This is a genomic window from Nonomuraea deserti (genome assembly GCF_004348685.1).
In the GTDB taxonomy this organism is placed as follows: domain Bacteria; phylum Actinomycetota; class Actinomycetes; order Streptosporangiales; family Streptosporangiaceae; genus Nonomuraea; species Nonomuraea deserti.
Genome location: NZ_SMKO01000035.1, coordinates 47,438 through 59,276 on the forward strand (window position 1 = coordinate 47,438; position 11,839 = coordinate 59,276).

Below are 11,839 nucleotides of genomic sequence, written 5' to 3' on the forward strand. Positions count from 1 at the left end.
ATCATTATTCGGTCTGGGAAAGCTGACAGCAAGGGGGACCGATGGCCGGCGAACTGAGCGGTGGTGACCTGTCGCGGCTCAGACAGCTCAACGCGCTCGCCGTGATCAAGGCGCTGCAGGGCGGGCCGTCGCTCACGCTCACCGAGGTCGCCAAGCGCACGGGCCTGTCGCGCGCGTCCACCGAGGACGTCGTCCGCGAGCTGCTGGACAAGGGCTGGGTCGCCGAGGCGGGCGCCACCGCGGGCGGCGTGGGCCGCCCGGCCAGGCGCTACCGCTTCCGGGCCGAGGCGGGGCGGGTGCTCGGCATCGACATCGGCGATCACAAGATCCGCGCGGTCGTCGCCGACCTGGACGGCGCCGTGCTGCACAGCGCCCGCATGCCCGTCACGCCCGAGATGGGGCGGGTCGAGCGGCTGGAGGCGGTCGACCGGGCCGCGGCGGAATGCCTGGAAGGGGCGAACCTGTCCGGCGGCGACGTGTGGGCCTCGGGCGTCGGGACGACCGGCCTGGTCGACGGAGCGGGCCGGGTGATGCTCTCGGAGGCGCTGCCCGAGTGGACCGGCGTCGACCTGGCCGCGCACGTGCGCCGGCTGGCCCCGGGCCCCGTGCTGGTCGAGAACGACAGCAAGCTCGCCGCGCTGGCCGAGTGCTGGCGCGGCGTGGCCCGCTACGCCAAGGACATGGTGTTCCTGCTGGCCGGGCTCCGCACCGGCGCGGGCCTGGTCATCGACGGGAAGCTGCACAGGGGGTTCGCCAACGCCTCGGGCGAGATCGGCGCGCTGCCGGTGCTCGGCTGGATCCGCGCCCAGGAGCATCTGAGCGCCGCCAGCGGCGAGGCGGGCGACGTGTTCGCCGCCGCGCGGGCCGGCGACAAGGCCGCCGCCAACGCCGTCCGCCGCTACGTCAAGGATCTGGCGCTCGGCGCCTCCGCGCTGGTGCTGGCGCTCGACCCGCAGATGGTCGTGGTCGGCGGGGGCTTCTCGCGCTCGGCCGACGTGCTCATCGAGCCGCTCAGGCGCGAGCTCGACCGCTGGTGCATCCGCACGCCCGAGGTGCGCATGTCGGCGCTGGGCGACGAGGGCGTGGTGCTCGGCGCCGTACGCCTGGCGCTCGACGACGTCGAGGATCGCGTGCTCGACGGCCGCTCCCCGCTCGTGAGCCATCTGTAACACACCGACTCTTGAAAGAAGTTTCACTGGACTCCATCATTACTCCCACGTTCTAGGGAAGGACCGGGATGATGTGGAAGTCGGCACGAGGCGGTGCCGCGCTCCTCTGCGCGGCGCTGCTCGCCTCCGCGTGCGGGGGCGGTGAGCAGGCCAGCACGGGCGCGCAGGCGGGCAAGGTGACGCTGTCCTACGGCGTCTGGGACGCCACCCAGCAGGCGGTGATGCAGGAGCTGGCCGCGGAGTTCACCAGGACCCACCCGAACATCGCCGTCAACGTCCAGCTCACCCCGTGGGCCGACTACTGGACGAAGCTCAAGGCCGCGGTCAGCGGCGGCTCGGCGCCCGACGTCTTCTGGATGAACGGCCCCAACTTCCAGCTCTACGCCTCCAACGGCGTCATCAAGCCGATCGAGGAGCAGGTCGACACGTCGGTCTACCCCAAGCAGCTCGTCGACCTCTACACCTACGAGGGCAAGCTGTACGGCCTGCCGAAAGACATGGACACGGTCGGCGTCTGGTACAACAAGACGCTCTTCGACGCCGCGAAGGTGAAATATCCGGCCGACGACTGGACCTGGGCCGACTTCAAGAAGACCGCCGCCGAGCTCACCGACCCCGCCAAGGGCGTCTACGCCGTCGGCGCCCAGCTCACCAGCTTCCAGGAATACCAGTACAACACCATCTACCAGGCCGGCGGCCACGTCATCTCCCCGGACGGCAGGAAGTCCGGCTACGACGACCCCAAGACGATCGAGGGCCTGAAGTTCTGGACCGACCTCATCGCCGCCAAGCAGTCGCCCGACCTCAAGACCATGACCGACACCGCCCCGCTCCAGCTCTTCGAAGCCGGCAAGCTGGCGATGTACTGGGGCGGGTCGTGGGACGTCGCCGAGTTCACCGGGAACGACTACACCAAGGACAAGGTCGACGTCGCCCCGCTGCCGAAGGGCGAGAAGCAGGCCACGATCATCCACGGCGTCGCCAACGTCATGTCGGCCAGGACCGAGCACCCCGCCGAGGCGTGGGAGTTCGTCAAGTTCCTCGGCTCCGAGCCGGCCGCCGACCTGCTCGGCAAGAAGGGCCCGACCCCGGCCTACGACGGCACCCAGAGCGACTGGGTGGCCGCCCATCCCGAGCTGAAGCTGCAGGTCTTCCTCGACGCCGTCGCGTACGCGGTGCCGTACCCGGTCTCCAAGAACACCGCCGCCTGGCAGGAGGCGGAGCTCACGCACCTCACCAGGGCGTGGACCGGCGAGGTGCCGATCGAGCAGGCGGCCGCGGACCTGGCGGCCGGGATGAACGACCTGCTGGCCAAGGAGTGACGTGACCACCACCGCCCGATCGCGGCCCGTCCGGGCGGCCCACGCGGCGAAGGGGCGTCGCCGGCCGCGGACCGAGGCCCTGTGGGGGTACGCCTTCATCGCCCCCACCGGGCTCGGGCTGGCCATCTTCTACCTGTGGCCCGTCCTGCAGACCGCGTACTTCTCCTTCACCGAGTGGGGCGCGTTCGGCGGGCACACCTGGACCGGGCTGGACAACTACACCCGGCTGCTCGGCGATCCCGAGGTGGGCCGGGCGGTGCTCAACACGCTGACGTACACCGCGCTCGGCCTCGTCGGCATCCCGCTCGCGATCGTGTTCGCGGCGCTGCTCAACCGGCAGGGGCTGCGCGGCGTGGGGGTCTACCGGACGGCGTTCTTCCTGCCCGTGGTCACCATGCCGGTCGCGGTGGCGATGCTCTGGCGCTGGCTCTACAACGGCGACTACGGGCTGGTCAACCAGCTGCTCGCCGCCGTCGGCGTGGACGGCCCCAACTGGATCGCCGACCCGGCCACCGCGCTGTACGCGCTGGTCGTGGTGGGCGTCTGGAGCAGCATCGGCTACAACCTGATCATCTTCCTGGCCGGCATGCAGGCCATCCCGAAGGAGCTGTACGAGGCCGCCGCCATGGACGGCGCCTCCCGGGTCACGCAGTTCTTCAGGATCACGCTGCCGATGTTGTCGCCGACCGCGTTCTTCATCTCCATCGTCTCGGTGATCGGCTCGCTGCAGCTGTTCGACCTGGTCTTCGTGATGACCGGGTCGGGCCAGTCGGCGCGGGCCAACCCGGCGTACGCGCGGCTGCAGACCGTGGTGCAGCTCTTCTACGAGCGGGCCTTCGTCACCGACGACCGCGGCTACGCGGCGGCCATCGTGATCGCGCTGCTGGTGCTCATCGCGGTGCTGACGATGGTGCAGTTCCGGCTCCAGCGGAAGTGGGTGCACTATGTCTGAGCGTCGCGCCTACGGCGTGCACGCGGTGCTCGCGGCGGCGTCGCTGGCGATGGTGGCCCCGTTCGTGTGGCAGGTCATCACCTCGCTCAAGACGCTGAGCGGCGCCACCCGGGTGCCGCCCACGCTGCTGCCCGAGGGCCGGTGGGACAACTACGCGAAGGTCTTCGACCTGCTGCCGTTCGGCGACCAGTTCCTCAACACCGTGATCATGGCGGCCGGGCGCGTGGCCGGCCAGGTGCTGTTCTGCTCGATGGCCGCCTACGCCTTCGCCCGGCTCCGCTTCCCCGGCAGGAACGTGTTGTTCGGCGTGTTCCTGTCGGTGCTCATGGTCCCGCCGCAGCTGTTCGTGATCCCGCAGTACCAGATCATGTCGTCGCTCGGCTGGCTCAACAGCCTCCAGGCGATCATCGTGCCGGGGCTGTTCAGCGCGTTCGGGGTGTTCCTGCTGCGGCAGTTCTTCCTCGGGCTGCCGCGCGAGCTCGAGGAGGCGGCCAGGCTCGACGGCGCGGGCCCCGTCCGGATCTACTGGTCGGTCATGTTGCCGCTGGCCAGGCCGGGGCTGGTGGCGCTGGCCATCCTCACCCTGCTCTGGGCGTGGAACGACCTGTTCTGGCCGCTGGTGGTCAACACCGACCCCGAGAAGATGACGTTGTCGGCCGGGCTGGCCGCGCTCCAGGGCCAGTACCAGACCGACTACCCCGTCCTCATGGCCGGCTCGCTGATCGCCTCGCTCCCGGTGATCGCCGTCTTCGTGTTCCTGCAGCGGCAGTTCATCCAGGGCATCGCGCACACGGGCACCAAGGGCTGAGGAGGGCCCGGCCCGGGCCCTCCTCAGCTACCGCATGACGATCGTGGTGAGCGCCCTCGGCTGCAGCGTCACCGTACGGCCGCGCACCGGCGACGGCGCGAGCGAGTGGGCGCCGTCGGTGAGGTGGGCGGTCGCCCTGCCGCGCACGCCCTTCCACGTGACGGGGGCGGTTCCCGTGTTGAGCGCCACGACGACGCGGGAGCCGTCGCGGTTGCGGAACGCCGAGACCTTCAGCGCCGGATCGGCCGCCGACGCCTCCAGCCGCACCGCGCCGGGCCTGATGAACCTGCTGTACGCGGCCAGCGCCCACAGCCGCTTCGACACGTGGTACGTCCCCGCCGCGTCGTCGATCTGCAGCAGCGCCCGCGTCGCCCCGCGCGAGCCGCCCAGCCAGTAGACGTAGGCGCTGACGCCGCCCAGGGTGAGGGCGTCGTGCACGGCCTCGGCGATGGCGAAGCCGTCGTAGCCGCTGCCGTCGTCCCAGTTCTCGTTCCAGGTGTCGCCGCCGGGGTTCCACTCCGACATCCAGGTCTTCCTGTCCGTCGGCAGCGGGCCGTCCACGGGGCTGGCGTAGGTGTGCCCGGTGTGGGTCTTCACCCAGCGGCGGGCCTCGGGGTCGGCCTCGATCGCGGCGGTGTACGCCTTGGCCTCCGTCCAGCCGAACGAGTCGCAGCAGGCCACCTTCACGCCCCTGGCGACCGGCCCCAGCACCTTGACGAACTCGGCGGCCTGCTCGGGGGTGAAGCGCATGGAGGCGTACGTGGCCGTGTAGTCGGGTTCGTTCGTGAAGCCCAGGTCGGTGATCCTGATGCCCTCCTTGGCGTAGAACCGCGTGTAGGCCACCAGGTAGTTCGCATATGCCCGGTGCCACTCGGGCTTGAGGGTGCCGCCGTTCTTGTCGTCGCCGTTGTCCTTCATGTAGCCGGGCGCGCTCCATGCGTCGGCGAAGAACCGCCGCACGCCGTACGCCCTGGCCTCCTTGGCCACCCACACCTGGCTGTTGTCGTCGCCGTCCCAGACGTACTCGGGCGGCGCGTCGGGGCCGCCCGGATCCTCGGGCTGGATTGACACCATGTGGTCGTACGGGCTGCCTGCGGGGGAGGAGCCGATGCCGAGCCGCAGGATGCTGAGACCGGCGCCCTTGCCCTGGTGGAACCACAGGTCGAGGATCTCCCGCTGCCGGGTCCGCGGCAGGGCCTTGAGCAGCTCGTTGCGCCGGAACGCCTGGGAGATGCCGAAGCCGTCGATCTCCTGGTGCCGGACGCGCTCGTTGACGGTGATGGCGGGCGGGCCGGCGGGGTGCGCCGGGTGCACGGCGGGGAGGCCGAGCAAGGTGACCGCGACGACTGCTCGTAACATGGCACCCTTTCCCGAAACTTTCGGATGAAGCTCGATAGATTTCGTGCTCGCCGTGACCGTAAGCGCCCGGAGGGGGCCACGTCAACGGGTGATCGGGTGGGCGTTTCTCTGGATTCAACGGCGAATCGTGGTTGATGTCAGATTTGATCCGGCTTCCATGGCGTCAAATCATATTCCTTCGCTATTGAGCGCCACATCTCGGAAAAGCGAACTTTTGCCGCCTGTGCGTCGCCGGATCTGTCGATGCCGCGGCGGAAGTCGCCGTCGCCCGCGGTGGATCCCGTGCAATTCCCGCCGCTCTGCCGCCGCGCCCAGGCGAGGAACGCGGCGTCGGCCTCGTACGAGGCGCTGAGCGCGTCGACGAGGGCGTCCTTGAGCTCCGCGCCGCCCGCGAGCGCCGCCACGTCGAGGGCGCGGGCGTCGGTGAGCTGCTCGCGCCGGCGGTCGGTGATGTCCTGGATGGCGTCGCGGCCGTGCCGCTCACACCTCCGCGCGCGCTCGATGGCGTCGGAGAGGCTGGAACGGGCGGAACTGCTGCTGGACAGCAGGTCGTTGACGGCCTCGGCCTGCCGCTCCGCCGACGGATCCGGCGAGGTCGCGCCCGAAGACGGGGTGGGCTCGCCCGGCGACGAGGCGGGTGCGGTACCTCCGGTGGCCGATGGCGGCGCGTCGCCCGCGGGCGCGGACGCCCCGGCCTCTCCCGCGCCCGCGGTCTCGGCGGGCGCCGGGGCGCGGCCGGCGACGGCCCACCAGGTCGCGGCGGTCACCAGTACGGCGGCGGCCAGGCCGGTGAGCAGGGGCATCCGGCGCCAGAGCGGGGCGCGCCGCCGCGGACGGAAAGGCCCGGGGCGGTGCGTGGCCGGCGAGGTCGTACCGGGAGAGGAGAGCCGGGCCCGGCAGCGCGGGCACCGGAGCAGGCCGCCGACGTCGGACCCGCATCGTCCGCACAGACGGCTGGAGCCGGGGTCGTGGGTCAACGCGTCCTCCCGCATATTTCATAAACTCTGACGAAATGCTGCATTTGTCCTGCACCTTTTTGCGTGCGCTTTGCTGACGCCGAGACTATTTGAATAAGCTCACCTAAGGTCGGTTCCGAACGTAAAAGGAAGGGCGGAACACATGGCCGTCGACAGCTCGTCCGCGAGATCCCGGCGCACCGCGGATTCATCATCGGGCCCGCCGCCCGTCAGCAACGCCACGCGCTACCTTTGCGCCGCCGCCTACCTCGACCACGGCTTCCGTGACCGGGTGCTCGACGAGCTGCTGTTCGACCCCTATCGCGCGGTCCCGCCCTCCTACGGCGGGTTCGACCTCATGCCGGTGCTCCACCACTGCCGGCGCGCCCGCGCGATCCTCACCGTCCGCGACGCGCTGATCACCCTGCTCTTCGCCGCCGGCCTGCTGCTCACCCCGCTCACCACGATCATGTGGATGCTCGTCCTCGTCCCCTTCGTCCTGCTCACGGTCGACAGCGTCCGCCGCGCGCCGCTGCGCGTGCGCGTGACGATCCTGCTCGTGGGGGCCCTGCTCACCCTGTGGCCCTTCACGTACGGGCTGGCCCCGATGCTGGCCGATCTGACCGGCTCGGGGTCGTCCTACGACAGCGCCTACGAGCCGGAGTCCTCTCCCGGCGACAGCGGCGGGAGCACGCTGGTCGAGATCCTGTTCATCCCGGCCGCCACGCTCACCATCGTCGTGGTCTACCGCGTGGCGATCTACCTCACGCTCGCCGGCACGCTCAGGCCGGGCACGCCCGAGCCGGTCACCGGGGTCACCCACCCCAAGACGTCACGCCGCCTCGACTACATCCGCAGGGCCCAGTGGGGCAACGTGACGATGTACGCCAACGAGGACGCGTTCATGGGCGCCGGGTCCATCGAGCGCAGCTGGTCGATCGCCGTCGAGCTCGACCGCGTCCGCCACGACCACGTGAGCAGGCGGCGCAACGAACCCGTCGACATCGACCCGGTGGAGCTGCACACGTTCGTCCGCGAGCGCCTCAAGGACATGCGCGACCGCGTCCTGCGGCCCAACGAGGGCATCCAGCGCCTCGACATCGGCGACCACGTGGTGACCAGGGGCATCTTCACGGTCAGCGACTGGCACGGTGACCGCGCCAGGACCGCGCACCCGATGATCGGGCAGCACGGCCTGCCGAAATGCGAGGTCACGCCGGAGGAGATCGAGGCCATCATCCGCCACCCCCAGGGCGGCGTGCGCTACTACCAGCGGCTCACCATCAACAACGACGGCCAGGAGATCCGCGACCCCAGCGGCAACCTCGTCGCCCCCGCGGAAGACCAGGAGGCGCTGACGTCCGCCTTCATCTACCTCGCGGTCGAAGGACGGATGCTCTACACCCAGTTCGTGGTCACCGTGCTGCCGCCGGCCCTCGGCGCCTACCACGTGGTCGATCAGCTGCCGACGATGACCGGCGTGCGGATCGCGTGGGAGGCGGTCAAGATGTTCAAGCTGCGGTTGCTGCGCGACGTGCTGGCCGCTCCCACGCGGGTCGCCCGCACCGCGGTGCAGGCCGTGCGCCAGAGCCTGATGGCGCCCGACCCGCGCAAGCACATCGTCTACCCGTACGGCGCCCGCTTCAGCGTCCGCGAGCTCGGGGCGAGCGAGGACCTGCAGACCCACATCCAGGTGCTCGACGTCGCGAAATACACCCGGATGATCGAGCAGCGGCTCACCGAGGCCGTCCTCGACTACCTGGAGGATCACGAGGTCGACACGGGGGCCTACCGGTTGCAGGCGGCCAGCGTGACCATGAACACCGTGTCCGTGGGCGCGGGCGGCTCGGTCAGCGGCCCCGTCGCCTTCGGCCGCCAGGCGTCGGCGACCGTCCACAACAGCGCGCGGCCGGGCGCGTGACGAGCGAGGAGGAGCGCATGGGCGACGAATACGGCGTGCACGTCAGCGGCGGCGGCCGGATCAGCGGGCCGATCGCGATGGGCGCCCACGCCCGCGCGGTCGTCGTCAACGGCGGCGATCCGGCGGGCAGCGAGGCGGAGGCGCTCCTGGAGCGGCTGGAGCGCCTGCTCGCGGCGCACGAGCCCGACCTCGCCGAGCCCGCGCGGGCGCGCAGGGACGCGGGCGACATCCGGGAGGAGCTGGCGGAGACCGAGCCCGACCGTTCGCGCATCCTCGACGCGCTCAGCCGGCTCTCCGCCCGCGCCGCCGAGGTGGCCCCCATCGTCGAGGTCGTCTCGCAACTCCGCGCCCTCTTCCCCTGACGCCCGCGCATCGACCCCGGCCGCTCCTGCTCGGCTGTCGACGCCCGGCCGCCTCCGGTCGCCCGTTCATGGCCGCTCGGGGGTTTCCGTCGCGCCCATCGGGCGGCCGGACGCCTGCCGGCGGTGGGAGGCCAGTGTGGGCGGCCCCGCTCAGCGGTGAGGCCGGCACCGTGGAACGGCCGCTCGGCGGTGACAGTGGTTCAGCGGTGGGGCCGGAGGTCCAGTCAGCGGTAGACGGCGACGGCGGCCTCGCCGACGAGCGCGTCGACCACCGCCACCACCTCGCCGACCACGGGGGAGCTCTCATGGGAGATCTCGCGCAGGCGGCCGACCAGCCGGGCGCTCGGCTGGTCCAGATAGAGCTCCTGCTCCAGCCGCAGCACGGCCACCAGCCCGCACAACCCGGCGCATCGGGCGTCCGGCTGTTTCCAGCCCTCGACCGCCGAGCGCGCCCCCGCGGAGGCCCGCACGACCGAGGCGATGTCGGCGGGCTCGTACCGCGTGTACGGCAGCACGCCCAGACGGCGGCCGCTCACCTGGACGAGCACGCCCGAGGTGATCAGCGCCTCCCGGGTGCGGTCGTGGATGCCGTCCGCCGCCTTCTTGAGCAGATACCTGAGCTCCCTGCCTGCGGGGTGGCGCAGGAGGAGGGAGATCAGGTCGTCGGCGATCGCGTCGCCGGTGGGAGCGCGGCGGGTGGCGGCGGCCTGGCCCTTGGCGACGGCGACGCGTCCGCCGAGCGCGAGGTCGAGCAGCACGGCGCCGGCCAGCCCGAGCGACATCGACGACGGATGGATCAGGGGCCTGCCCGACTGGTCGTGGGCGATGAGGTACAGGTCCTGGTGGAGGGGGAGCGAGTTCATGGAGCGGAGGTCCTCGCCGACCCTCGTCCAGCCTCGGAGGGCATGCCGTCCAGGGCCGGCCGGCGGCCCAGGGCATAGAGGACGGCCAGTGCCACGACGCCGGCGCCCAGCCAGACGAGGCCCACCACCTGGGCGAGGACGTTGGCGTTGATCACCACGAAGACCAGGATGCCCATGCCGATCAGCGGCGCGACGAGGTGCGACCACAGTTTGTCGGAGCCGTTTCGCAGCGCGTAGTGCACGATCACCGACACGTGCAGGACGATGAAGGCGGCCATGGCGCCCATGTTGATCAGGCTGGTGAGGAGGTCGACGCCGTCGGAGCGGCTGGACATCCACAGGCCGATGCCCACGGACAGCAGGGAGACGAGGACGATGGCGTTGGCCGGCACCGAGTGTCTGACCGACACCTTGGCGAGGAACGACGGGAGTTGCCGGTCGCGCGCCATCGCGTAGAGCAGGCGCGACACCGCGACCTGGGCGACCATGGTGTTGGCCACGCCCCAGGAGAGCGCGGTGGCCGTCAGGGTGACGTGCCTGAGCCATTCGCCGCCCGCCAAGGCGGCGGCGTCGTAGAACGCGGTGCCGCTGTCCTTGACCAGCAGCCCGCCGGGGTCGGGCACCAGCAGGGAGGCGACCCAGACCTGCGTGACGAAGAGCAGGCCGGCGAGCAGCAGCGCCACCCGCATCGCCCTGCCGACCTGGGCCGAGCCGCCGGTGGACTCCTCGACGAGCATGCTGATGCCGTCGAAGCCGATGAACGACAGGACCGCCACGGAGACCGCGGCGAACATCACCGGCCAGGAGAAGGTCTCCAGGTTGAACAGCGGTGACAGGCTGAACCCGTGGCCCTTGCCCTGGAGCAGCGCCCAGAGGCCCACCAGGAGGAACAGCCCCAGGACGAGCAGCTCGAATCCGATCATCATGCGGGTGAGCCGGACCGTCATGCGGATGCCCCGCAGGTTGATCCCGGTGTTCACGGCCACGAAGACGATCAGCCAGGCCCATACGGGGACGCCCGGCACGAGGTCGTGCATGGCGAGCGAGGCCACCAGGTAGAGCAGGCAGGGCACGAGGATGTAGTCGAGCAGGACCATCCATCCGGTCATGAACCCGACCGGCGGGGCGATGCCGCGCCCGGCGTAGTTGTAGACGGAGCCCGACAGGGGGAACGCCTTGACCATCTGCGCGTACGAGGCGGCGGTGAAGAGGAGCGCGATCATCCCGACGAGGTACGCCAATACCGGCATGCCGCCGGAACGGGAATAGACCAGGCCGAAGATCGCGAAGGGCGCGATCGGCACCATGAAGGCCAGGCCGTAGGACACGAGGTCGGTCAATCCGACCCCGCGGCGTAACTCCTGCCGGTAACCGAACTGCTCGATGTTCTCTGAAGCGCGCACGACAAGCCTCTCCGTGTCGTCATGCAGGGTGGGGGATCCAGTCCGGCGATCCTCGCGTAGCCCGGTGCCGGGTCGCAAGGGTGATCACGGTGATGTGCCACATGGCAGTGCCGGCGCGCTTCAGCGGTCGCCGTGGCGGCTCTTCCCACCGGGAGAGTGTCCGCCGTGGTGGCTCTTCTTGCCGGAGGAGTGCCCGCCGTGGATCATGCCGGGGCGCAGCGGTGGAGCCTGGCCGTAGCCGATGGCGCCCATCATGCCCTGTTCCTGGTGGTACAGGTTGTGGCAGTGGAACATCCACTCGCCGGGGTTGTCGGCGTGCACGTCGATGTGGAGGCGCTCGCGCGGCTTGATGTTCACGGTGTCCTTGCGCGGCCCGTACCGTCCGCGGGCGCGCAGCTGGAAGGTGTGGCCGTGCAGGTGCATCGGGTGCCACATGGGCGACTGGTTGTCCAGGACGATCCTGAGCGTCTCGCCCGGTTCGACGCGAAGCCGCAGCGGGTCGCTCGCGAGCCGGTCGTTGAGCGTCCACTCGTTGCCCGACTCGCGCATGCCGAGCGTCACGGCGACGGCTTTGGTCGGGAAGGGGAGGTGGTCGGCGGGCCGGGCGTCCAGGTCCTGATATTTCAGCATCCGTCGCTTGAGTTCCGGCACCTTGACCCGCGGTGGCGGCGTGTCGGCCTTCCGCGAGGTCCGCACCACCGCGTACGCCCGCCCGCCCTTGCCC

At 70.6% G+C, this 11,839-nt stretch carries 11 protein-coding genes; 6 read left to right on the forward strand and 5 right to left on the reverse strand.

Annotated features, from left to right (window positions below; all coding sequences use genetic code 11):
• Positions 1–41: 41 nt before the first annotated feature.
• From E1292_RS16110 to E1292_RS16125, 4 genes are all read left to right on the forward strand, one after another.
• Entirely contained in the window at positions 42–1,169 is a 1,128-nt protein-coding gene (locus E1292_RS16110) for an ROK family transcriptional regulator (protein ID WP_132596023.1), read from the forward strand.
• A gap of 68 nt (positions 1,170–1,237) precedes the next feature.
• On the forward strand, positions 1,238–2,491 hold the full coding sequence (locus E1292_RS16115; RefSeq protein WP_220446866.1) for an ABC transporter substrate-binding protein: 1,254 nt from the start codon (positions 1,238–1,240) through the stop codon (positions 2,489–2,491).
• 1 nt (position 2,492) lies between these two features.
• Entirely contained in the window at positions 2,493–3,443 is a 951-nt protein-coding gene (locus E1292_RS16120) for a carbohydrate ABC transporter permease (RefSeq protein WP_165974569.1), read from the forward strand.
• Positions 3,436–4,251, forward strand: coding sequence for a carbohydrate ABC transporter permease (locus E1292_RS16125; RefSeq protein ID WP_132596024.1), 816 nt, complete (start codon positions 3,436–3,438; stop codon positions 4,249–4,251). The genes E1292_RS16120 and E1292_RS16125 overlap by 8 nt, the downstream gene beginning before the upstream one ends.
• Positions 4,252–4,278: 27 nt before the next feature.
• On the opposite strand, the gene E1292_RS16130 is transcribed toward E1292_RS16125, so the two are convergent.
• Together E1292_RS16130 and E1292_RS16135 are read right to left on the reverse strand one after the other, a co-directional pair.
• On the reverse strand, positions 4,279–5,610 hold the full coding sequence (locus E1292_RS16130; RefSeq protein ID WP_132596025.1) for a glycoside hydrolase family 30 protein: 1,332 nt from the start codon (positions 5,608–5,610) through the stop codon (positions 4,279–4,281).
• A gap of 137 nt (positions 5,611–5,747) precedes the next feature.
• Positions 5,748–6,413: a hypothetical protein gene (locus tag E1292_RS16135; protein ID WP_132596026.1), complete on the reverse strand. Its 666-nt coding sequence runs from the start codon at positions 6,411–6,413 to the stop codon at positions 5,748–5,750.
• Positions 6,414–6,729: 316 nt separating this feature from the next.
• Between E1292_RS16135 and E1292_RS16140 the strand changes: the two genes are divergently transcribed.
• Together E1292_RS16140 and E1292_RS16145 are read left to right on the forward strand one after the other, a co-directional pair.
• Positions 6,730–8,487: an AbeC-like domain-containing protein gene (locus E1292_RS16140; protein WP_132596027.1), complete on the forward strand. Its 1,758-nt coding sequence runs from the start codon at positions 6,730–6,732 to the stop codon at positions 8,485–8,487.
• Positions 8,488–8,504: 17 nt separating this feature from the next.
• On the forward strand, positions 8,505–8,849 hold the full coding sequence (locus tag E1292_RS16145; RefSeq protein WP_132596028.1) for a hypothetical protein: 345 nt from the start codon (positions 8,505–8,507) through the stop codon (positions 8,847–8,849).
• A gap of 224 nt (positions 8,850–9,073) precedes the next feature.
• Here the strand turns inward: E1292_RS16145 and E1292_RS16150 are convergent, their stop codons facing one another.
• The 3 genes from E1292_RS16150 to E1292_RS16160 form a co-directional block, all read right to left on the reverse strand.
• Positions 9,074–9,712 (reverse strand): GOLPH3/VPS74 family protein, encoded by a 639-nt coding sequence (locus tag E1292_RS16150; protein WP_132596029.1) that lies wholly within the window; start codon positions 9,710–9,712, stop codon positions 9,074–9,076.
• Entirely contained in the window at positions 9,709–11,115 is a 1,407-nt protein-coding gene (locus E1292_RS16155) for an APC family permease (RefSeq protein WP_246090145.1), read from the reverse strand. The genes E1292_RS16150 and E1292_RS16155 overlap by 4 nt, the downstream gene beginning before the upstream one ends.
• Before the next feature lie 120 nt (positions 11,116–11,235).
• Positions 11,236–11,839, reverse strand: a 604-nt coding sequence (locus E1292_RS16160; protein ID WP_165974570.1) for a multicopper oxidase domain-containing protein, incomplete at its 5' end; no start/stop codon positions are given.

Excerpts from the sequence above, each read along its gene's own strand:
- E1292_RS16110 (WP_132596023.1), top strand. The coding sequence starts at position 42 with ATGGCCGGCGAACTGAGCGGTGGTGACCTGTCGCGGCTCAGACAGCTC.
- E1292_RS16130 (WP_132596025.1), bottom strand. The coding sequence starts at position 5,610 with ATGTTACGAGCAGTCGTCGCGGTCACCTTGCTCGGCCTCCCCGCCGTG.
- E1292_RS16115 (WP_220446866.1), top strand. The coding sequence starts at position 1,238 with ATGATGTGGAAGTCGGCACGAGGCGGTGCCGCGCTCCTCTGCGCGGCG.
- E1292_RS16125 (WP_132596024.1), top strand. The coding sequence starts at position 3,436 with ATGTCTGAGCGTCGCGCCTACGGCGTGCACGCGGTGCTCGCGGCGGCG.
- E1292_RS16145 (WP_132596028.1), top strand. The coding sequence starts at position 8,505 with ATGGGCGACGAATACGGCGTGCACGTCAGCGGCGGCGGCCGGATCAGC.
- E1292_RS16140 (WP_132596027.1), top strand. The coding sequence starts at position 6,730 with ATGGCCGTCGACAGCTCGTCCGCGAGATCCCGGCGCACCGCGGATTCA.
- E1292_RS16135 (WP_132596026.1), bottom strand. The coding sequence starts at position 6,413 with ATGCCCCTGCTCACCGGCCTGGCCGCCGCCGTACTGGTGACCGCCGCG.
- E1292_RS16150 (WP_132596029.1), bottom strand. The coding sequence starts at position 9,712 with ATGAACTCGCTCCCCCTCCACCAGGACCTGTACCTCATCGCCCACGAC.